The sequence below is a fragment of the Streptomyces sp. BPTC-684 genome, assembly GCF_030028635.1.
GTDB lineage: Bacteria > Actinomycetota > Actinomycetes > Streptomycetales > Streptomycetaceae > Streptomyces > Streptomyces noboritoensis.
Window position 1 is genome coordinate 3,686,144 of record NZ_CP124863.1, and the last position, 21,367, is coordinate 3,707,510.

The window sequence follows — 21,367 nt, forward strand, 5'->3', positions numbered from 1 at the left end:
ACAAGAGGGCAGTGCATCGCGCCGCGCACCCGGACACCTATCCTGGGTCTCGTCGGACAGCGCGGTCCGCAAGCCTCCAGTACCCCTCCAGACGTGCTCAAACACTGCAAGGAGCCGCACCTGTGAGCAGTGCCGACCAGACCCCTGCCGCCAGCCCCGAGCTGCGCGCCGACATCCGCCGACTGGGTGACCTCCTGGGCGAGGCGCTCGTCCGCCAGGAAGGGCCCGAGCTCCTGGAGCTCGTCGAGCGCGTGCGCGCCCTCACCCGTACGGACGGCGAGGCCGCCGCCGAGCTGCTCGGCGGCACCGAGGTGGAGACCGCGGCCAAGCTCGTACGGGCCTTCTCCACCTACTTCCACCTCGCCAACGTCACCGAGCAGGTGCACCGCGGCCGTGAGCTGCGCGCCCACCGGGCCGCCGAGGGCGGGCTGCTCGCCCGCACCGCCGACATGCTCAAGGACGCCGACCCCGAGCACCTGCGCGAGACGGTCAAGAACCTGAACGTGCGCCCGGTCTTCACCGCGCACCCCACCGAGGCGGCCCGCCGCTCCGTCCTCAACAAGCTGCGCCGGATCGCGGCGCTCCTGGAGACCCCGGTCACCGAGGCCGACCGGCGCCGCCACGACCTGCGGCTCGCCGAGAACATCGACCTCATCTGGCAGACCGACGAGCTGCGCGTGGTCCGCCCCGAGCCCGCCGACGAGGCGCGCAACGCCATCTACTACCTGGACGAGCTGCACGCCAACGCGGTCGGCGACGTCCTGGAGGACCTGGCGGCCGAGCTGGAGCGGGTCGGCGTCGAGCTGCCCGCCGGCACCCGGCCGCTCACCTTCGGCACCTGGATCGGCGGCGACCGGGACGGCAACCCCAACGTGACCCCGCAGGTCACCTGGGACGTGCTGATCCTCCAGCACGAGCACGGCATCAACGACGCGCTCGAAGTGATCGACTTCCTGCGCGGCTTGCTCTCCAACTCGATCCGGTACGCGGGCGCCACCGAGGAGCTCCTCGCCTCCCTCCAGGCCGACCTGGAGGCGCTGCCCGAGATCAGCCCCCGCTACAAGCGGCTCAACGCCGAGGAGCCCTACCGGCTCAAGGCGACCTGCGTCCGGCAGAAGCTCGTCAACACCAAGGAGCGGCTCGCCAAGGGCACCCCGCACCAGAGCGGCCGCGACTACCTGGGCACCTCCGAGCTCCTCGCCGACCTCACGCTGATCCAGACGTCGCTGCGCGCCCACCGCGGCGCGCTCTTCGCCGACGGCCGGATGGACCGGACGATCCGCACGCTCGCCGCGTTCGGCCTCCAGCTCGCCACCATGGACGTGCGCGAGCACGCCGACGCCCACCACCACGCGCTCGGCCAGCTCTTCGACCGGCTCGGCGAGGAGTCCTGGCGGTACGCGGACATGCCGCGCGAGTACCGGCAGAAGCTGCTCGCCAAGGAGCTCCGCTCGCGCCGCCCGCTGGCCCCCACGCCCGCGCCGCTGGACGAGGCAGGGCAGAAGACCCTGGGCGTCTTCGGCACGATCAAGGAGGCCTTCGAGCGGTTCGGCCCCGAGGTCATCGAGTCGTACATCATCTCGATGTGCCAGGGCGCCGACGACGTCTTCGCGGCGGCCGTGCTCGCCCGCGAGGCCGGGCTCGTCGACCTGCACGCGGGCTGGGCGAAGATCGGCATCGTGCCGCTCCTGGAGACCACGGACGAGCTGCGCGCCGCCGACGTCATCCTGGACGAGATGCTGGCCGACCCGTCCTACCGGCGCCTGGTGTCGCTGCGCGGCGACGTCCAGGAGGTCATGCTCGGCTACTCCGACTCCTCCAAGTTCGGCGGCATCACCACCAGCCAGTGGGAGATCCACCGCGCCCAGCGCAGGCTGCGCGACGTCGCCCACCGCTACGGCGTGCGGCTGCGGCTCTTCCACGGCCGCGGCGGCACCGTCGGCCGCGGCGGCGGCCCCTCGCACGACGCGATCCTGGCGCAGCCCTGGGGCACCCTGGAGGGCGAGATCAAGGTGACCGAGCAGGGCGAGGTCATCTCCGACAAGTACCTCATCCCGTCGCTGGCCAGGGAGAACCTGGAGCTGACGGTGGCGGCCACCCTCCAGGCGTCCGCCCTGCACACCGCCCCGCGCCAGTCCGACGAGGCGCTGGCGCGCTGGGACGCGGCGATGGACACGGTCTCCGACGCGGCCCACGCGGCCTACCGCAAGCTGGTCGAGGACCCGGACCTGCCCGCGTACTTCTTCGCCTCCACGCCCGTCGACCAGCTCGCCGAGCTGCACCTGGGCTCGCGCCCCTCGCGCCGCCCGGACTCCGGCGCGGGCCTGGACGGCCTGCGGGCCATCCCGTGGGTGTTCGGCTGGACGCAGTCGCGGCAGATCGTGCCCGGCTGGTACGGCGTCGGCTCGGGCCTGAAGGCGCTGCGCGAGGCCGGTCTGGACACGGTCCTGGACGAGATGCACGAGCAGTGGCACTTCTTCCGGAACTTCATCTCGAACGTGGAGATGACGCTGGCCAAGACGGACCTGCGGATCGCCCGCCACTACGTCGACACGCTGGTGCCGGACGAGCTCAAGCACGTCTTCGCCGACATCGAGGCGGAGCACGCGCTCACCGTGAGCGAGGTGCTGCGCATCACCGGCGGCGAGGAGCTGCTCGGCTCGCACCCGGTGCTCCAGCAGACCTTCGCGATCCGGGACGCCTACCTGGACCCGATCTCCTACCTCCAGGTGTCCCTGCTCGCCCGTCAGCGGGCCGAGGCGGAGCGCGGCGAGAGCCCCGACCCGCTGCTCGCCCGGGCGCTGCTGCTGACCGTCAACGGTGTCGCGGCGGGCCTGCGCAACACCGGCTGACCCCCGCGCGGGACACGGCGGAGCCCCGGTGGCCGATCGGCTGCCGGGGCTTTCTCGTACGTACGTGACGCGCTAGGAGTTGTACGTCGACTGGGCGCGCTCAAGACCCTCGATGACCAGCGCTTCGACGGCGTCGGCCGCGCGGTCCACGAAGTAGTCGAGCTCCTTGCGCTCGGTCGACGAGAAGTCCTTCAGGACGAAGTCCGCGACCTGCATCCGGCCCGGCGGGCGGCCGATGCCGAAGCGGACGCGGTGGTAGTCCGGGCCGAGCGACTTGGTCATCGACTTGAGGCCGTTGTGGCCGTTGTCGCCGCCGCCGAGCTTCAGGCGGAGCACTCCGTAGTCGATGTCCAGCTCGTCGTGGACGGCCACGACGTTCTCGGTGGGCACCTTGTAGAAGTCGCGCAGCTGGGTGACCGGGCCGCCCGAGAGGTTCATGTACGACAGGGGCTTGGCCAGGATCACGCGGCGGTTCAGCGGCCCGGCCGGGCCGATGCGGCCCTCGACGACCTGGGCCCGCGCCTTGTGCGCCTTGAACTTGGCGCCCATGCGCTCCGCGAGCAGGTCCGCGACCATGAACCCGATGTTGTGCCGGTTGGCGGCGTACTCGGGGCCGGGGTTGCCGAGGCCCACGACGAGCCAGGGGGCGTCCATGTGCGTCTGTCTCCGCGGGGAGTAGGTGGGGAGGGGGTGCGGGGGCGCCGGAGCGCCCCCGCTCAGGCTCAGGCCTCGGCGGACGCGTCGCCCTCGGCGGCCTCGGCGGCCGGCTCCTCGGCCTGGGCGGCCAGGATCTGGATGACGACGGCCTCGGGGTCGGTGGCCAGCGTGGTGCCCTTGGGCAGCGCGACGTCCTTGGCGTGGATGGAGGCGCCGGCCTCCAGGCCCTCGATGGAGACGGTCACGGAGGTCGGGATGTGGGTGGCCTCGGCCTCGACGGAGAGCGTGTTCAGCACGTTCTCGACCAGGAAGCTGCCCGGGGCCAGGTCGCCCTCGGTCTCGACGGCGACCTCGACCGTGACCTTCTCGCCGCGGCGCACGAGCAGCAGGTCGACGTGGACCAGGTAGCCCTTGATGGCGTCGCGCTGGACGGCCTTCGGGATCGCCAGCTCGTTCTTGCCGTCGATGTCCAGGGAGAGCAGGACGTTCGGGGTGCGCAGGGCGAGCTGCAGCTGGTGGCCCGGCAGGGTGACGTGGACCGGCTCGGTGCCGTGACCGTAGACGACGGCCGGAACCTTGTTCTCACGGCGGATGCTGCGGGCGGCGCCCTTGCCGAAGCTGTTGCGGACCTCGGCGGCGAGCTTGATCTCGGACATGCGCACTCCTCGTATAACCAGATGGATAGTTGTGGCGGGTTACCCGGCCACGACTGGCCTGCTACGAAGAGCGCGTCGATAACGGACCGCCGTACCTATGGGTACGGCCTCCCTCGCCGAGCAACTCGATGAGTCTACCCGGCGGGGAGGCCGTACCCAAAAGGATCTTCCGGAGCGGTGCTGCCTACTGCTCCTCGAAGAGGCTGGTGACCGAGCCGTCCTCGAAGACCTCGCGGACCGCGCGGGCGATCGACGGGGCGATGGAGAGGACGGTGACCTTGTCCAGCTCCAGGTCGGCCGGGTCGGGCAGGGTGTTCGTGAAGACGAACTCGCTGACCTTGGAGTTCTTCAGCCGGTCGGCGGCGGGGCCGGACAGGATGCCGTGCGTGGCCGTCACGATGACGTCCTCGGCGCCGTGCGCGAACAGGGCGTCGGCGGCGGCGCAGATGGTGCCACCGGTGTCGATCATGTCGTCGACCAGGACGCAGACGCGGCCCTTGACGTCACCGACGACCTCGTGGACGGTCACCTGGTTGGCGACGTCCTTGTCGCGGCGCTTGTGGACGATCGCAAGGGGAGCGTCCAGGCGGTCGCACCAGCGGTCGGCGACGCGCACGCGGCCGGCGTCCGGGGAGACGATCGTCAGCTTGGAGCGGTCGACCTTGGCGCCCACGTAGTCCGCGAGGACCGGCAGGGCGGTGAGGTGGTCGACCGGGCCGTCGAAGAAGCCCTGGATCTGGTCGGTGTGCAGGTCGACCGTGAGGATCCGGTCGGCGCCCGCGGTCTTGAGGAGGTCGGCGACCAGGCGGGCCGAGATCGGCTCGCGGCCCTTGTGCTTCTTGTCCTGGCGGGCGTACCCGTAGGACGGCACGATCACGGTGATGGAGCGGGCCGACGCGCGCTTCAGCGCGTCGATCATGATCAGCTGCTCCATGATCCACTTGTTGATCGGAGCCGTGTGGCTCTGGATCAGGAAGCAGTCGGCGCCGCGCGCCGACTCCTGGAAGCGGACGTAGATCTCACCGTTGGCGAAGTCGAAGGCCTTCGTCGGCACGAGGCCGACACCCAGCTGGTGCGCGACCTCCTCGGCCAGCTCGGGGTGGGCGCGGCCGGAGAAGAGCATCAGCTTCTTCTCGCCGGTCGTCTTGATCCCGGTCACAGCACTGTCTCCTCAGAGGTGTCTTCTGCTGCTGAGCCCGCGCGGTCCCTTGGCGACGAGCCAGCCGAATCGTGTGCGTCTATCACGGTACGCCGTGACAGGCGTGGATGTTTCCGGTCAGTTTTCGCCAACGGCCTCTTCGGAGGCGGCCGCAGCCGCCTGCGCGGCCGCGCTGCCCGGCCGCTTGCGGGCCACCCAGCCCTCGATATTCCGCTGCTGGCCACGGGCGACGGCCAGCGAGCCGGCGGGCACGTCCTTGGTGATGACGGACCCGGCCGCGGTGTAGGCGCCGTCCCCCACTGTGACAGGAGCAACAAACATGTTGTCCGAGCCCGTCTTGCAGTGCGAGCCGATCGTGGTGTGGTGCTTGGCCTCGCCGTCGTAGTTCACGAAGACGCTCGCGGCGCCGATGTTCGAGTACTCGCCGATGGTGGCGTCGCCCACGTACGACAGGTGCGGGACCTTGGTGCCCTCGCCGATCGTCGCGTTCTTGGTCTCGACGTACGTGCCGATCTTGGCCTTCACGCCGAGGCGGGTGCCCGGGCGCAGATAGGCGTACGGGCCCACCGACGCGCCCTCGCCGACCTCGGAGTCGTACGCCACGGTGTTGTCCACGCGCGCGTCCGGGCCCACCTGGGTGTCGGTGAGGCGGGAGTTGGGGCCGACCTCGGCGCCGCGGCCCAGGTGCGTGCTGCCGAGCAGCTGGGTGCCGGGGTGGACGAGCGCGTCCTGCTCGAAGGTGACGGTGACGTCGACGAAGGTGGTGGCCGGGTCGACGACGGTCACGCCCGCGAGCATCGCGCGCTCAAGCAGGCGGTCGTTGAGCAGCCGGCGGGCCTCGGCGAGCTGCACCCGGTTGTTGATGCCGAGGATCTCGCGGTGGTCGCCGCCGACCGAGGCGCCGACGCGGTGCCCGGCCTCGCGCAGGATGCCGAGGACGTCGGTGAGGTACTCCTCGCCCTGGCTGTTGTCCGTGCGGACCTTGCCGAGCGCGTCCGCGAGCAGGGCCCCGTCGAAGGCGAAGACGCCGGAGTTGATCTCCTTGATAGCGCGCTGGGCCTCGGTGGCGTCCTTGTGCTCGACGATCGCGGTGACCGCGCCGGACTCGCCGTCGCGCACGATCCGGCCGTAGCCGGTCGAGTCGGGGACTTCGGCGGTGAGCACGGTGACGGCGTTGCCGTCCGCCTCGTGCGTACGGGTCAGCTCCGCCAGCGTGGCGCCGGTGAGCAGCGGGGTGTCGCCGCAGACCACCACGACGGTGCCCTCGATGGACTGGCCGAGCTCCTCCAGGGCCATCCGCACGGCGTGGCCGGTGCCGTTCTGCTCGTACTGGACGGCGGTGCGCACCGAGGCGTCGATCGCGCCGAGGTGCGCGGCGACCTGCTCACGGGCGTGGCCGACGACCACGACGAGGTGCTCGGGGTCGAGCTCGCGGGCGGCCGCCACGACGTGGCCGACGAGCGAGCGCCCGCAGATCTCGTGCAGGACCTTGGGGGTGGCCGACTTCATGCGGGTGCCCTCACCCGCGGCGAGGACGACGACGGCTGCCAGTGGGGTCTCCCCTGTTCGAGCGGAGCCGAGAACTTGGGGAAGATTGGCGCTCACGGGAATGCCCTTCGGCTTTGTGTGGTGGACATCCGCAGGATACCGGGGGGTCTGGGGGCGGAAATGCCAGGAGGGTCGGCGCGTGGAGAACAAAAGGGGGGAGCGGCGGGGAAAAACAACCGGGTCCCGACCTTTGTGGTCAGGACCCGAACTGCGCTGGCTCCCCCGCCAGGACTCGAACCCGGACATAAGGCACCAAAAGCCTCAGTGCTGCCAATTACACCACGGGGGATGGAAACCGGTTCGAACCGACATTGCGTCAGGTCACCGGATCGGCACCCCACACTATGCCGTACCGAACCCCTTCCGTGCGACGGTGCCGATCACCGTGATCGCCGCGGGGTCGGCCGAAGTCGCCGGAAAATCGCTGGCGGGCGCCCGTAGGCTGGATGGCATGACCGCAACGGGGGCAGACCACGACTCCGCGGGGACGACCCCCCGCGGCTGGTGGTGGTGGGAACGGCGGCGCAGTGCCGTCCTGGACATCGGACTGGGGCTGGCCTCCGCGTTCGAGTGCGCACTGGAGGGTGTGAAGTTCGCCGGGGACGCGGGGGTCCCCGTACCGGCCGGGGTGCTGTTCGGCCTGCTGGCCGGGGCGACCCTGGCCGCGCGGCGGCGCTGGCCGGTCGCGGTCGTGCTGGTCTCGATCGCCGTGACCCCCGCCAACATGGGCTTCCTGCTCGGCATCGTCGGGCTCTACACGCTGGCCGCCTCCGAGGTGCCGCGCCGCATCACCGCCGCGCTGGCCGGCATGTGCCTGGCGGGCACGTTCATCGTCACTTTCGTACGGATGAACCAGAGCGTCGACGACGGCGCGTTCAGCGGCGGCCGGTCGCTGGTCCTGCTCTTCTCCGTCGTGATGTCGCTGGGCCTGACCGCCCCGCCGCTGCTCCTGGGGCTCTATATAGGGGCCCGGCGGCGCCTGATGGAGTCCCTGCGCGAGCGCGCCGACTCGCTGGAGCGCGAGCTCTCGCTGCTCGCGGACCGCGCGGAGGAGCGCGCCGAGTGGGCCCGTACGGAGGAGCGCACCCGGATCGCCCGCGAGATGCACGACGTGGTCGCGCACCGGGTGTCCCTGATGGTGGTGCACGCCGCCGCGCTCCAGGCGGTGGCCCGCAAGGACCCCGAGAAGGCCGTCAAGAACGCGGTGCTCGTCGGCGACATGGGCCGCCAGGCGCTGACCGAGCTGCGCGAGATGCTGGGTGTGCTGCGGAGCGGGGAGGCGGTGCGGGCCGACGCCGCCGCCGCTTTGGCGCCGGTCCCGCTGGCCGCCGTGGGCGCGGCCGCCGCGGCTGCCGCGGCCGCGGCCGAGGAGGGGCCGTGCCTGGCCGACATCGAGGCGCTGGTCGGCCAGTCCCGGGAGGCCGGGATGGTGGTCGAGATGACGGTCCACGGGGCGGTGCGCGCGTACGACGCGCTGGTGGAGCAGACCGCGTACCGGGTGGTACAGGAGGCGCTCACGAATGTGCACAAGCACGCGGCGGGGGCGAAGGTGATGGTCCGCCTCGCCCATCGGGACGACGAGGTCGCGATGCAGGTGGAGAACGGGCCGGCGGACGGGGCGAGCCCTGACGCGGGCCTTCCCAGCGGGGGCAACGGCCTGGTCGGGATGCGCGAGCGCGTCCTCGCGCTGGGGGGCGTGTTCGTGTCCGGGGTCACGGATGCGGGGGGTTGGCGGGTGTCCGCGGTGCTGCCGGACCGGGGGGAGTGAGGTGCTTCGTCTGCGGACCGTGCGCGGCTGCTCGCGCAGTTCCCCGCGCCCCTGAGAGTGCGGGCCGTCGTGGGCTGATCGCGCCCACGCGGCGGAGCCGCACAATGTCACAGCCCCGCGCCCCTAGGGGGTTGCGGCTCAGCGGGGCGACTTCTGCGGGGCCGGTGCGCCTGACTTCGCCTCGCCGAGCAACCACGCCCCCCTAAGGGGCGCGGGGAACTGCGCGACAAGCCCCCACCGGCCCGCAGACGAAGCACTTCAGGCGTGGCCTCAGCGCGGGGATGCCACGCGGATCGGCCCCGCCGAGGCCCAACCCCCAGGGGCGCGGGGAACTGCGCGATCAGCCAACGACGGCCCGCAGACGAATCCCGCACCCCCCGGAGGGCTCCGCGGGGAACTGCGCGACCAGCCCACGACGGCCCGCAGACGAAGCGCTTCAGACGGATCGGCCCCCACCGGCCCGCAGCCGACGCCCTACAAGAGCGCACTCAGCGAGGCGACGTCAGGCGGATCGGCTGGACGCCTGTGACCAGGGTGTTCAGGGCCAGGTCCAGGTCCGCGCCCAGGTACCAGTCGCCCGTGTGGTCGATGCTGTAGACACGGCCCTCGGTGTCGATCGCGAGGACGGCCTGCTGATCGCCCTCCTCGCCCAGCGGCGCCAGCTCGGTCTCCAGCGCGCGCCCGAGGTCCGCGAACGTACGGGCCAGGTGCAGACCCGCCACCGGGTCGAAGCGGACCGTCGCGGGCGCGTTGTGGCGGCCGGGCCCCGGCGCGGTCAGCCGCAGGCCGCCGAACTCGGCCCACGCCTCCACGGCCGCCGGGAACACGGTGTGCCGGTGCCCGGCGGGCGAGGTGTGCGAGCGCAGCACGTCGGCCCAGGCCTCGGCCTGCCTGATGTCCCAGCGGCCGGGGTGCCACCCGGCGGCGCGCAGCGCGGCGTCGACGGGGACGGGGAAGCGGGTGGTGGACACGTCCGGCATCGCGTTCGGTTCAGCCCTTCTCGGCGGGGTCGACCGCGCGCACGCCGAAGTGGGCGAGCAGCGCGGTACAGGAACGGCAGGGCGGTGCGTAGCTGCCGTGCAGCGGGTCGCCGTCCTCGCGGATGCGGCGGGCCGTCACCTTGGCGTGCTTGAGCGCGCGGCGGGCCTCGCCGTGGGTCAGCGGCTTGCGTCCGGACCGGCGCGACTTGCCCGCGCGGGCCGACTCCAGGGAGGCGAGCTGGCGCGACAGCAGGATCGCCTCCGGGCAGCGCCCGGTGAACCGCTCGCGCTGCCCGCTGGTGAGGGTGTCGTGGAAGTCCTGTACGAGCGGGTGGAGCACCGGCGGCTGCTCGCCCTTGCCCGCGGTGCAGGTCAGGGTCTCGCCCCGGACCGAGAGCGCGGCGGCCACGGCCGGCAGGATGCCGTCGCGGCGGTGCAGCAGGACGGGCGCGGAGGCGACCGTGGTGCTCCACGTCAGGCGCGGGTCCCCGGTGCGCGGGTCCCCTGTCCTCGCGGCCCCGGCCCTGGGGTCCCCCGTCCGGGAGGCGCCCGCCGCCGTACCCGATATGTCGGTCGTTCCGTGCATGGTGCTCGCTGTCCCTCCCGTTGCCGGCACTGTCCGCAAGCCGGTGTCAACGCCCCCGTTAACGCCCCGTTGCGGGGAACAGACTGCCAAATGTGCCCAGTGGTGCGGAAGCTGGGGCTCTGATGTCACTACGTCCGTGTCGTCACCATCGCCGCACGGTGACCCGGTTGTGACACCTGGTCACGGTGGTACGGGGCCGGGTGCGGGGCAGGGACCCGGTATTGCCCCACCGCATAGTCTGGTCCTCACCAGCCAGACGCAGCAGCTCGCACGCAGGGGGCATCCGCCATGACGACAGGTCGGCTCGGGCACGCCGCGCCACCGAACGCGGCCTATGCCGGACAGGTCGTGAACTTCCCGGACCCGGTCCGCGCCTCCCGCCACCCCAGAGGGGTGCGGGTGGACGGGAACGGGCACCCGGACTTCTCCGCGTACGCGCGCGCGGCCGCCGAGATCGCGGAGCCGCCGGAGGGCTTCGGCGTGGACGAGCTGCGGCTGACCGACTACGTGTCGGCCAACGCGGCGCTCGCCGCCGACGGCCACGAGCTGTGGGACACCGTCCCCGCCGTCGCCACCCCGCACGGCTGGACCTGGCACCACGTGCCCGGCACCCGCCGCCTGGAGCTGGTCCCCGTCGAGGTGAAGGCGCTGCTGCGCCACCACGGCGGTCTGGCGACGATCGACGTCGACCAGGACAAGCGCGGCACCCGCCCGCTCCAGGAGACGCGCCCGGCGCACTTCGGCGTGCCCAAGGGCCTGGTCTCGGTCTCCGAGGCCCAACTCCTGGGCGTGGAGGAGGACTTGGGGTACCGGCTGCCGGGCGCCTACCGGGCGTTCCTGAAGGCGGCGGGCGGCTGCGCGCCGGTGGGCGCGGCGCTCGACGCGGAGCTGGGGCTCCTGGTGGACCAGCCGTTCTTCACGGTGCGCGACCAGGCGGCGGTCAACGACCTCGTCTACATCAACAAGTGCCTGCGCGACCATCTCACCAAGGACTACCTGGGCGTCGCCTTCGTCCAGGGCGGCATCCTCGCGGTGAAGGTGAAGGGCCAGGCCGTCGGCTCGGTCTGGTTCTGCGCGTACGACGACGCGCGCGACCGGGACGGCTGGAGCGTGCAGGAGCGCGTGGAGCGGCTGCTGCTGCCCTGCGGCGCCGACTTCGACGACTTCCTCCAGCGCCTCGCGGGCAACCCGCCGGAGCTGGAGACCGTGGCGAACCTGATGGTGGACGGCGGCTTCGCGCGCGCCGTGCCGGTGGGGGAGTGAGTGTGATGGTGACCTTCGCCCAGGCGCAGGAGCGCGCGGAAGAGTGGATCAACGGGGACGTGCCCGCGTACCAGCACCGCGAGGTGCGAGTGCGGGAGTTCGAGCTGGGCTTCGTGGTGTGGGCCGAGGACCGCGCCGAGGGCCCGTCCTCGGACGGCGGCCGCCAGCGGCTCGTCATCGCCCGGGACAGCGGAGAGGCCACGCTGTGGCCCGGTCTGCCGGTGGGTGAGGTGATCCGCCGGTACGAGGAGGAGTACGGCGTGCCGGACGAGCCCGAGGACGCGGTCCCCGCGCCCCCGCCCGAACGCATCGACCTCAACCAGACGTCGTTCCTGCTGACGCCGCCGGAGTGGCTCCAGGAGGCGGCGGACCGGATGGGGATCCCGGACCGGAGGTCGGGGGAGACGGGGGCGGGGACGCCTTCGGCGCCGGGTGCCGGTTCCGTGCCGGGCCCGGTGGCCGCCGCTGCGGCGGAGCCGGCGCCCGCGCAGTCCGGCCCCGCGTGGCCGGGCGCGACGCCCGCGCCGAACCCGGCGGCCGCTGCCGAACCGACGCCCGCATCCGGTCCCGCGTGGCCCGGCGCAACGCCCGGTCCGGATCCGGTGGCCGACGGGTCCGCTGCCGCGCCCGCGTCCGGTCCCGCCTGGCCCGGCGCAGCGCCCGTGCCGAGTCCGGTGGCCGACAGGGCCGCTGCCGCGGAGCCGACGCCCGCGTCCGGCCCTGCCTGGCCCGGTGCGACGCCCCCGCCCGCGCCGTCCGGCGGTGTCGCGTGGCCGACGCCGACCGCCGACGTGCCGTCGGGGGCGACCCCGTGGGCCGGTACGGACACGAACGCCGGGTCGGACGAAGGTTCCGTACCGCTGCCCGCGACGGTGTTCGCCCCGCCGCTGTCCGGCTCGGACGCCGACGACACCCCGCCGCCGAGGGCCCTGCCCGAGGCGAAGACGGCCCTGCTCCAGGGCGGCAGCCAGCTTCCCCCGACGGCCATCGCCCCGGCGATCGACCCGCAGGCGCCGGCGCCGGGCGGACCTGGCGTGCCCCCCGGTCCTGGTGCGCATGGCGGTCCGGGTGCGCCGGTGGGCCAGGGGGGTCCCGGTCCTTCTGGTGGTGGTCCGGGCCTGCCCGGCACCCCGGCGGGTCACGGCGGCCTTGGCCTGCCCGGCGGCCCCGGTGGCCCTGGCGCCCTGGCGGGCTCCGGCGGCCCGGGTGTGCCCCCCGGTCCTGGTGTACCTGGCGGCCCGGGTGCTCCGGTCGGCCCGGGGGGTCCCGGTGCTGCTGGTGGTCCCGGCCTGGCCGGTCCCGGTGGCCCCGGTGCGCCTGGCGCCCCGGCGGGCTCCGGTGGTCCTGCCCAGCCCGGCCTGCCTGGCCAGCCCGGCGGCCCCGGCGCACTCGGCGGTCCCGCCCAGCCCGGAACCCCGGGCGCGGCCCCCGGCCCCGGTGCACCCGCCGTCCCGGGCGCCCCGGTCGGCCATGCCGGTCCCGGCGCCTCCGGCGCGGCCGCCGACATCGCCGATGCCGCCACCAGTAAGGCCGCTCCGCCGCGTGGGGCCCGGGGAAGTGCTCCGCCGCCGCCCGGGGAGCCCGGGGTTCCCGGGGCCCGGCCGGGGGGGACCCCGGCGCCCGCGTACGTACCGACGCAGATGGTTTCGCAGCTCGGGCCCGACGGGTCGCAGCCTGCCGGGCCTCCCACGCCGCCGCCTCCGGGCGGGGGCGGGGTGCACCATGCCGCGACGATGCTGGCCGACCCGAGCCAGCTCGGTGGGCCCCAGCCGCCCGCGCCTCCTGGTCCGCCCGGCGCCCCCGGTGCCGGGCGTGCGCCCGGCGCGCCGCAGCCCCCCGGCCCGCCCGGCGTTCCCGGCGGGAGTGGTGGCGGTGGTGCGCACTACGCCGCCACCATGCTCGCCGACCCGAGCCGGCTCGGGCCCGGCGGACGGCCCGGTGCGCCCCAGCCGCCCGGTCCGCCCGGGGCTCCCGGCCAGCCCGGCGTGCCCGCCGCACCCGGGGTGCCCGCAGCTCCTGGCGCCCCCGGCGGTGGCGTGCACCACGCCGCCACCATGCTCGCCGGGCCCGCCCAGACGGGGCCCGGCGCGCCGCAGCCCCCGCAGCCGCCCGCGTACGGCTACCCCCAGCAGCCCACCGGTCTGCCGACCGTCGGGCCCGGGTACCAGGCCGTGCTGCGGTACCGCGCCGCCGACGGGTCCGAGCAGCAGCTCATCCGGCGGTCCGCGCCCGGCATCCCGCACCCCGAGTGGCAGATCTTCCACGAGCTGCGCGGGATGAACGTGCCGCCGGACCACGTCCTGGAGCTGCACACCGAGCTGGCCTCCTGCGAGCTGCCCGGCGGCTACTGCGCCCGGATGATCCGGGAGACCTGGCCGCAGGTGCGGATCACCTCCGTCGCCCCGTACGGCACGGACCACGCCTCCCGCCGCCAGGGCGTCCAGCACCTGCTCACCCACCAGGGCGAGCTGGCGCAGGTCGCGGACGGCCCCGCCCGGCCGCAGCCGGTGCGCGCGCCGCTGCCGCAGGTGCAGCCCGCGCCGCCGCTCCCCCCGGAGGGCGTCGCGCACGAGCTCGCCGGTGCCTTCGGCCCGCAGGGCGTCTTCCGCTTCGACCAGCGGGCGGTGTCCCGCCAGGGCGTGCCCGAGGCCGTCGCGGTCACGCTGGTGTGGGCGGGGCTCCCGGCCGACTTCGGGCCGTTCTTCTGGGCCCAGGCCGTCCCCGGCCAGCCGGTCCCGACGCTCGCCGAACTCGCCGCCCAGCGCCAGGTGCAGCCCGCCCCGGACGCGGGTTCGTACCTGGTCATGGGCTCGGACTTCGGCCGTGCGATCTGCGTCCAGTACGGCACGGCGAACATCGTCGCGGTGCCGGTGGAGGCGGGCCCGGGCGGCCAGTCCGTACCGCCGCAGTTCGTGAACACCGGACTCCCCGAGTTCGTACGGTGCATGGCGCTGCTCGGCCGTATGTGGCGGCTGCGCTACGGGCTCAACCCCGAGCAGGCGGGCCGCTGGACGGTCGACTTCCAGGCCCAGCTCGCCGCGCTCGACCCGGCGGCGCTGGCGTCGCCGGAGAGCTGGTGGTCGGTGCTCCTCGAACAGTTCTGGGACGGACTGCTCTGAGGCGGCCGTAAGCAGATGAGTACGTCGATACGACGAGGCGTTCGCCGCACCCACGCGGCGGGCGCCTCGTCGCCTTTTCGGTTCTGAGGGGAATTGACGCATCCTTGGCCGTTACGGATGGGTGGAGTGTCGCGTTATGACCACTTCGCTTCGATCCAGCAGGATGTGCCCGGACAAGCCGGAGAGGTCGGAGGACGTCAACGATGAGTGCAGCGCCCGAACCACCGCGGTCACCCCAGGGCTTCGCCGTCGTACGCGGCGGCCGGGGCTACCGCACGGACCAGGTCGACCGCCAGCTGTCCGTCCTCGGCGAGGAGCGCGACGCCGCGTGGGAGCGGGCGGCGCGGCTCACGGTCCTCGCCAAGCGGATGGAGGCGGAGGCGGCCGCCCTGCGCGACCGGGTCGCGGCGCTCGGCCCGCAGTCGTACGAGTCGCTCAGCCGCCGGGCCCAGGCGCTGCACGCCCTCGCGGTCGAGGAGGCCGACGCGGTACGGGCGGCCGCCCACGAGGAGGCGACGGGCGTGCGCGACTCGGCGGACGCGGCCGGGCGCCTCGCGCGCGAAGGCGCCCGCGAGTACGGGGAGACGGTCCGCGCGGAGGCCGAGGCGCGGGCACGGCAGCTGCTGCTCGCCGCGCGGGCGACCGCCGACGAGCACCTGAACGAGGCCCGCGCCGAGGCGCACGAACGGCGGGCCGAGGCGGCGGACGCGCTGCGCGAGGTCCGCGAGCGGACCGCCGCCGCGCTGTCCGACCAGGCCCGCGAGCACGCCGAGCGCGTCGAGGCCCTCGACCGCGAAGTGGCCGCGCGGGAGGCCGAGTCGACCGCCCGCCACGCCGAGCTGACCGCGTCCGCCGAAGTCGCCCTGGCCGAGGCGGGCCGGGCCTGGGCCTCCGCCCAGGAGTCCGCCCGCCACGGCCAGGAGGACGCGGAGGCCCGGGGCGCGGAGGTCTTGGCGGCGGCGGGGGTCCAGGTGGAGCGGATCGGGCGGGATACGGAGCGGGTGCTGCGGGAGCACGCGGAGGCGCGGGAGGAGGTCGTCTCGCACATGGCGCATGTACGGAGCGGCTTGGCGGGGTTGACGGGACGTACTCCGGCGGAGGGCTGAGCCCCCCAGTCCCCCTCGCCCCTTCTCGGCCCGGTGTTTGTCCGCGGGCCGGTGGGGGTTGCTCGCGCAGTTCCCCGCGCCCCTGAATACGCCCCTGCGGGGCGCCCAGGGGATTGCTGCGCAGCGGCATTTGAGGGGCGCGGGGAACTGCGCGACAAGCCACATACGGTCTGCGGACGAAGGAGGGTTTAGGGGCGCGGGGAACTGCGCGACCAGCCCCCACCGGGCCGCAGACAAGCACCGGGCCAAAAAGGGGCGCGGGGAACTGCGCGAGCAGCCGCGCACGGTCCGCAGACGAACACCGGCCCCGCTTCAGCCCGCATCCGCCTCGTGCTCGGCCAGCACAGGGAACCGGCGAGGGGCGAGGAGCACCAGCACCACCAGCGCCAACACCCCCGCCAGCGCAGCGCCCACGTACACATGCCCCACAGCCGTCGCGACCGCCCGTCGCAAATAGTCCGCGCCCTCGGCCGACAGCCCGGCCGGATGCGACAGGGCCCGGGAGACCGAGTCGAGGTCGTCCGGCAGCCCGGGCACCGGCGCGGAGGCCAGACGCGCCGTGATCGTCGCGTTCGCGACCGCCCCGAACAGCGCGGCGCCCACCGACTGCCCCACCTGTCGGCAGAACAGGATCGAGGCCGTCGCCGTACCCCGTTCCGCCCAACCCACCGACGACTGCACCGCGATGATCAGCGGCAACTGGAACAGCCCGAGCGCACCCCCCAGCGCCAGCATGATCAGCGCGGGCTGCCACGCGTGCCCGGGGTACGGCAGCAGCGGGAAGGCCAGCAGGATCAGGGCCGCGAGCCCGATGCCGATCACCGCCGAGTCGCGGAACCCGATCCGGGTGTAGACCCGGTTGGAGAGCGCGGCCGACACCGGCCAGCTCAGGGTCATCACGGACAGCACGAATCCGGCCGCCACCGGGTCGAGCCCGAGCACCGACTGCGCGTACGTCGGCAGGAAGACCGTCGGCGCCACGATCAGCAGCCCGAGCGCCCCCATCGCCAGATTGACCGCCGAGATGCTGCGCCGGCGCCACACCCAGCCGGGGATGACGGGCTCGGCGGCCCGGCGCTCCACCAGCACGGTCAGCGCAGCCAGGAGCGCGCTCGCGGCGAACAGGCCGAGCGAGGGCGCGGAGAGCCAGCCCCAGGCCACCCCGCCCTGGACGAGCGCGGTGAGCAGCAGCGCGCCCGTCGCGAAGACGCACAGGGCCCCGGCCCAGTCGATCCGCGGCGGGGCCGAGGGCTTCTCCCGTACCGGCTCCACCAGATGGCGGCCGACGAGCCACAGCGCGAGCACCCCCACCGGCAGGTTGATCAGGAAGATCCAGCGCCAGTCGGCGTACGAGGCCAGGGCGCCGCCGAGTGCCGGCCCGGCCACCGCCGACACCGCCCAGACCGTCGACAACTTCGCCTGGATCTTGGGGCGTTCCTTGAGCGGATAGAGGTCGGCGGCCACCGTCTGGACCGTGCCCTGGAGGGCCCCGCCGCCCAGACCCTGGAAGACCCGGAAGGCGATCAGCGCGGCCATGTTCCAGGCGGCCGCGCAGAGCAGCGAACCCGCGAGGAAGAGCACGATGCCCGCGATCAGTACGGGCTTGCGGCCGAAGGTGTCGGAGAGCTTCCCGTACACCGGCAGGGTGACCGTCACGGCGAGCAGATAGCCGGAGAAGAGCCAGGAGAAGACGGAGAAGCCGCCGAGGTCGCCGACGATCTGCGGTACGGCGGTGGAGACGACCGTGCCGTCGAGCGCGGCGAGCGCCATGCCCAGCATCAGGGCCGCGACGACCGGGCCGCGCCCCCGGGCGGGGACGGCACCGGCCGCCGCGCCGGGTATCGCCTCCGTGCTGCCGCCGCCGGACCCGCCCCGAGCACCCACGGCGTACTCCCCAAGATCGGTTCATCCTGCATGTAGTTGGCCGGGCTCCACCCTCTCATCCCGGCCCTGAGCGGGGACAGAGAGCGGTGGGGTGGAGGACTTCGCGATCGGACTCCGCCCTGGGGTGGAGAGCCCCTACGGGTAACTCCCTACTTCAGGGCAGGGGGTGTTCGTCCTGGCGGAGGACGAGAAGAGGGGGAGCGGTTCTTTAACGTGGTCCTACATCGACGGCTGCGGGGAGCCGCAGGTGGGGGGTGGGGTTAGCCCCAGGAACAAGACACCGCCGGGCACCAGGGTGCCGGACGGCCTCGATCGCCAGACTCATTACGTACGCAAGACGCACTGACTCGCAACGAGGAGAAGAACCGTGACAACGGCTGTGACCATTCCCAGGCACGGGGGTACTGGAGGGCAAGCGGCGGTCGCGGCTCGGGCGCGCCAGGTCGTCAAGGCGTACGGGTCGGGGGAGACCCGCGTCGTGGCCCTCGACCACGTGGACGTGGACATCGCCCGCGGGCAGTTCACCGCGATCATGGGCCCGTCGGGCTCCGGCAAGTCCACGCTGATGCACTGCCTGGCCGGGCTCGACACGGTGTCGGGCGGCCAGATCTATCTGGACGACACCGAGATCACCGGCCTCAAGGACAAGAAGCTCACGCAGCTGCGCCGCGACCGGATCGGCTTCATATTCCAGGCGTTCAACCTGCTGCCGACGCTCAACGCCCTGGAGAACATCACGCTCCCGATGGACATCGCGGGCCGCAAGCCCGACAAGGAGTGGCTGGACCGCGTGGTCGAGACCGTCGGCCTCGCCGGGCGGCTCAAGCACCGCCCGACCCAGCTCTCCGGCGGCCAGCAGCAGCGCGTCGCGGTGGCCCGCGCCCTCGCGGCCCGGCCCGAGATCATCTTCGGTGACGAGCCGACCGGAAACCTGGACTCCCGCGCGGGCGCCGAGGTCCTCGGCTTCCTGCGCCGCTCGGTGGACGAGCTGGGCCAGACCATCGTGATGGTCACCCACGACCCGGTCGCCGCCTCCTACGCGGACCGGGTGCTCTACCTCGCGGACGGCCGGATCGTCGACGAGATGTTCCGCCCGACCGCCGACGCCGTGCTCGACCGCATGAAGGACTTCGACGCGCGGGGGCGGACGTCGTGACCGTGCTCAAGACCTCGATGCGCAACTTCTTCGCGCACAAGGGACGGATGGCGCTCTCCGCCGTCGCGGTCCTGCTGTCGGTGGCGTTCGTGTGCGGCACGCTCGTCTTCACCGACACCATGAACACCACGTTCGACAAGCTCTTCGCCGCCACCTCGGCCGACGTCACCGTCAGCCCGAAGAACGCGAAGCCGGACGACCGGCCGCAGACGGGCAAGCCGGAGACGCTGCCCGCCTCGGCCCTGGAGCGGGCGCGCGGCGCCGCCGGGGTGAAGTCCGCCGAGGGCGGCGTCTCCAGCTCCAGCGTCACGGTCGTCAACGCCGAGAACGAGAACATGGGTTCCTCCAACGGAGGTCCCACCATCGCGGGCAACTGGACGGCCAACGACCTCAAGGCCATGGAGATCACCTCCGGCCACGCCCCGCGCGGGCCGACCGAGGTGATGGTCGACGCCGACACCGCCGACAAGCACGACCTGAAGATCGGCGACGAGCTGCGCACCATCGCCGTCACCGGTGACTTCACGGCGAAGATCTCCGGCATCGCCTCCTTCAAGGTGACCAACCCGGGCGCGGCGATCGTCTACTTCGACACCGCCACCGCCCAGCGCGAACTGCTCGGCCGCACCGGCCTGTTCACCAACGTCTCGCTCACCGCCGCCGACGGCGTCAGCGACGAGCAGCTGAAGCAGAACGTCGCCGCCAAGCTCGGCACCGGCACGTACAAGCTGGAGACGGCCGCCGAGGCCAAGGACTCCAACCGCGACTCGGTCGGCTCCTTCCTCGACGTGATGAAGTACGCGATGCTCGGCTTCGCCGGAGTCGCCTTCCTCGTCGGCATCTTCCTGATCGTCAACACCTTCTCGATGCTGGTCGCCCAGCGCACCCGCGAGATCGGTCTGATGCGGGCCATCGGCTCCAGCCGCAAGCAGGTCAACCGCTCGGTCCTGGTCGAGGCGCTGCTGCTCGGCTTCTTCGGCTCCGTCCTCGGCGTCGGCGCGGGCGTCGGCCTGGCCGTCGGCCTGATGAAGATCATGGGCTCGATGGGTCTGGAGCTGTCCACCGACGACCTGACGGTCAAGTGGACGACCCCGGCGGTCGGCATGCTGCTCGGCATCGTCGTCACCGTCCTCGCCGCCTACCTCCCGGCCCGGCGGGCCGGCAAGATCTCCCCGATGGCCGCGCTCCGCGACGCCGGTACGCCGGCGGACGGCAAGGCGGGTCTGATCCGGGCGATCATCGGCCTGGTGCTCACCGGCGCGGGTGCCGCCTCGCTCTACGCCGCGGCCCACGCCGACAAGGCCAGCTCCGGCGCGGGCGTCCTCGCCCTCGGCGTGGTCCTCACGCTCATCGGCTTCGTGATCGTCGGCCCGCTGCTCGCGAGCGGTGTGGTGCGGGTGATCAGCGTTCTGGTGCTGCGGATGTTCGGCCCGGTGGGCCGGATGGCCGAGCGCAACGCGCTGCGCAATCCGCGGCGTACGGGAGCGACCGGCGCGGCCCTGATGATCGGCCTCGCCCTGGTGGCCTGCCTCGCGGTGGTCGGCTCCTCGATGGTCGCCTCGGCCACCGCCGAGCTCGACAAGTCGGTCGGCGCGGACTTCATCGTCCAGTCCACCGGTGGGCAGGGTCAGCCGATCGTGCCGCAGGCCGCCGATGCCCTGCGCAAGACGCCGGGCATCGCCCACGTCACCGACTACAAGTCGGTGGAGGCGAAGCTCACCACCCCGGACGGGAAGACCAGCAGCGAGGACCTCTCCGCCGCCAGCCCGACCTACGCCCAGGACCTGCGGCGCGAGACGGTCTCCGGCAAGCTCTCGGAGGCGTACGGCAAGGACGCGATGTCGGTCGGCGACGAGTTCGCCAAGGACCACAACGTGAAGGTGGGCTCCACTCTGACCGTCGCCTTCAAGGGCGGCCGCACGGCCCACCTCAAGGTCGCGGCGATCACCTCGGACGACACCAATGTCGACAAGGGCGCGATGTACACCAACGTCACGACCGCCGAGCGCTATCTGCCCGCCGACCGGGTGCCGAAGAACATGATCATGTTCGCCAAGGCGGAGGACGGCAAGGCCAAGGAGGCGTACGCCTCGCTGAAGGCGGCCCTGAAGAAGTACCCGCAGTACAAGGTGCAGGACCAGACGGACTTCAAGAAGGACCTGAAGGACCAGATCGGCCAGCTCCTGAACATCGTGTACGGCCTGCTGGCCCTCGCGATCATCGTCGCGGTGCTCGGTGTGGTGAACACCCTGGCCCTGTCGGTGGTCGAGCGGACCCGGGAGATCGGTCTGATGCGCGCCATCGGCCTCTCGCGCCGCCAGCTGCGCCGGATGATCCGTCTGGAGTCGGTGGTGATCGCCCTCTTCGGCGCCCTGCTCGGCCTGGGCCTGGGCATGGGCTGGGGGACGACCGCGCAGAAGCTGCTGGCCCTGGAGGGCCTGGGCGTCCTGGACATCCCGTGGCCGACGATCATCACGGTCTTCGTCGGGTCGGCGTTCGTGGGTCTGTTCGCCGCCCTGGTCCCGGCCTTCCGGGCGGGTCGCATGAACGTGCTCGGAGCTATCGCGAGCGAATGAGCCGCCGTACGGGGGTCGGCGGGGCGGCCCCGGAGAGTTCTCCTGAACTCTCCGGGG

Annotated in this window: 14 protein-coding genes and 1 tRNA gene; 7 read left to right on the forward strand and 8 right to left on the reverse strand. The window is 72.9% G+C overall.

Features of this window, described 5'->3' with window-relative positions:
- Nucleotides 1-122 precede the first annotated feature (122 nt).
- On the forward strand, nucleotides 123-2,852 hold the full coding sequence (gene ppc / locus QIY60_RS16440; protein WP_283143126.1) for a phosphoenolpyruvate carboxylase: 2,730 nt from the start codon (nucleotides 123-125) through the stop codon (nucleotides 2,850-2,852).
- A gap of 72 nt (nucleotides 2,853-2,924) precedes the next feature.
- On the opposite strand, the gene pth is transcribed toward ppc, so the two are convergent.
- From pth to QIY60_RS16465, 5 genes are all read right to left on the reverse strand, one after another.
- A complete protein-coding gene (gene pth, locus QIY60_RS16445) occupies nucleotides 2,925-3,506 on the reverse strand; it encodes an aminoacyl-tRNA hydrolase (protein WP_283143127.1) in 582 nt (193 codons plus the stop codon).
- Nucleotides 3,507-3,574: 68 nt separating this feature from the next.
- Nucleotides 3,575-4,165 carry a 50S ribosomal protein L25/general stress protein Ctc gene (locus tag QIY60_RS16450; protein ID WP_283143128.1) on the reverse strand — a complete coding sequence of 197 codons (591 nt, stop codon included), beginning with the start codon at nucleotides 4,163-4,165 and terminating at the stop codon, nucleotides 3,575-3,577.
- 184 nt (nucleotides 4,166-4,349) lie between these two features.
- The gene (locus QIY60_RS16455; RefSeq protein WP_101388680.1) at nucleotides 4,350-5,324 is read right to left on the reverse strand and encodes a ribose-phosphate diphosphokinase; all 975 of its coding nucleotides are present in this window, start codon (nucleotides 5,322-5,324) and stop codon (nucleotides 4,350-4,352) included.
- 117 nt (nucleotides 5,325-5,441) lie between these two features.
- On the reverse strand, nucleotides 5,442-6,929 hold the full coding sequence (glmU, locus tag QIY60_RS16460) for a bifunctional UDP-N-acetylglucosamine diphosphorylase/glucosamine-1-phosphate N-acetyltransferase GlmU (RefSeq protein ID WP_349253925.1): 1,488 nt from the start codon (nucleotides 6,927-6,929) through the stop codon (nucleotides 5,442-5,444).
- Between the two features lie 157 nt (nucleotides 6,930-7,086).
- Nucleotides 7,087-7,161 (reverse strand) — tRNA-Gln (locus QIY60_RS16465).
- A 162-nt stretch (nucleotides 7,162-7,323) separates the two neighbouring features.
- Between QIY60_RS16465 and QIY60_RS16470 the strand changes: the two genes are divergently transcribed.
- Nucleotides 7,324-8,640 (forward strand): histidine kinase, encoded by a 1,317-nt coding sequence (locus QIY60_RS16470; protein ID WP_283143129.1) that lies wholly within the window; start codon nucleotides 7,324-7,326, stop codon nucleotides 8,638-8,640.
- Between the two features lie 488 nt (nucleotides 8,641-9,128).
- Here QIY60_RS16470 and QIY60_RS16475 read toward each other — a convergent pair whose 3' ends face one another.
- Together QIY60_RS16475 and QIY60_RS16480 are read right to left on the reverse strand one after the other, a co-directional pair.
- Nucleotides 9,129-9,620: an SUKH-3 domain-containing protein gene (locus QIY60_RS16475; RefSeq protein WP_283143130.1), complete on the reverse strand. Its 492-nt coding sequence runs from the start codon at nucleotides 9,618-9,620 to the stop codon at nucleotides 9,129-9,131.
- 10 nt (nucleotides 9,621-9,630) lie between these two features.
- Nucleotides 9,631-10,206: a YwqJ-related putative deaminase gene (locus QIY60_RS16480; protein WP_283143131.1), complete on the reverse strand. Its 576-nt coding sequence runs from the start codon at nucleotides 10,204-10,206 to the stop codon at nucleotides 9,631-9,633.
- 288 nt (nucleotides 10,207-10,494) lie between these two features.
- On the opposite strand from QIY60_RS16480, the gene QIY60_RS16485 reads away from it, so the two are divergent.
- The 3 genes from QIY60_RS16485 (at nucleotide 10,495) to QIY60_RS16495 (ending at nucleotide 15,694) form a co-directional block, all read left to right on the forward strand.
- On the forward strand, nucleotides 10,495-11,469 hold the full coding sequence (locus QIY60_RS16485) for an SMI1/KNR4 family protein (protein ID WP_283143132.1): 975 nt from the start codon (nucleotides 10,495-10,497) through the stop codon (nucleotides 11,467-11,469).
- A gap of 5 nt (nucleotides 11,470-11,474) precedes the next feature.
- Complete coding sequence (locus tag QIY60_RS16490; RefSeq protein ID WP_283143133.1) at nucleotides 11,475-14,588, forward strand: SUKH-4 family immunity protein; 3,114 nt, start codon at nucleotides 11,475-11,477, stop codon at nucleotides 14,586-14,588.
- Nucleotides 14,589-14,791: 203 nt separating this feature from the next.
- Nucleotides 14,792-15,694, forward strand: coding sequence for a cellulose-binding protein (locus QIY60_RS16495; protein WP_283143134.1), 903 nt, complete (start codon nucleotides 14,792-14,794; stop codon nucleotides 15,692-15,694).
- 312 nt (nucleotides 15,695-16,006) lie between these two features.
- On the opposite strand, the gene QIY60_RS16500 is transcribed toward QIY60_RS16495, so the two are convergent.
- On the reverse strand, nucleotides 16,007-17,536 hold the full coding sequence (locus QIY60_RS16500; RefSeq protein WP_283145966.1) for an MFS transporter: 1,530 nt from the start codon (nucleotides 17,534-17,536) through the stop codon (nucleotides 16,007-16,009).
- A gap of 409 nt (nucleotides 17,537-17,945) precedes the next feature.
- On the opposite strand from QIY60_RS16500, the gene QIY60_RS16505 reads away from it, so the two are divergent.
- Together QIY60_RS16505 and QIY60_RS16510 are read left to right on the forward strand one after the other, a co-directional pair.
- On the forward strand, nucleotides 17,946-18,734 hold the full coding sequence (locus QIY60_RS16505; protein WP_283143135.1) for an ABC transporter ATP-binding protein: 789 nt from the start codon (nucleotides 17,946-17,948) through the stop codon (nucleotides 18,732-18,734).
- Complete coding sequence (locus QIY60_RS16510; RefSeq protein WP_283143136.1) at nucleotides 18,731-21,310, forward strand: FtsX-like permease family protein; 2,580 nt, start codon at nucleotides 18,731-18,733, stop codon at nucleotides 21,308-21,310. Before QIY60_RS16505 ends, QIY60_RS16510 begins: the two co-directional genes overlap by 4 nt.
- The last annotated feature ends 57 nt before the right edge of the window (nucleotides 21,311-21,367 follow it).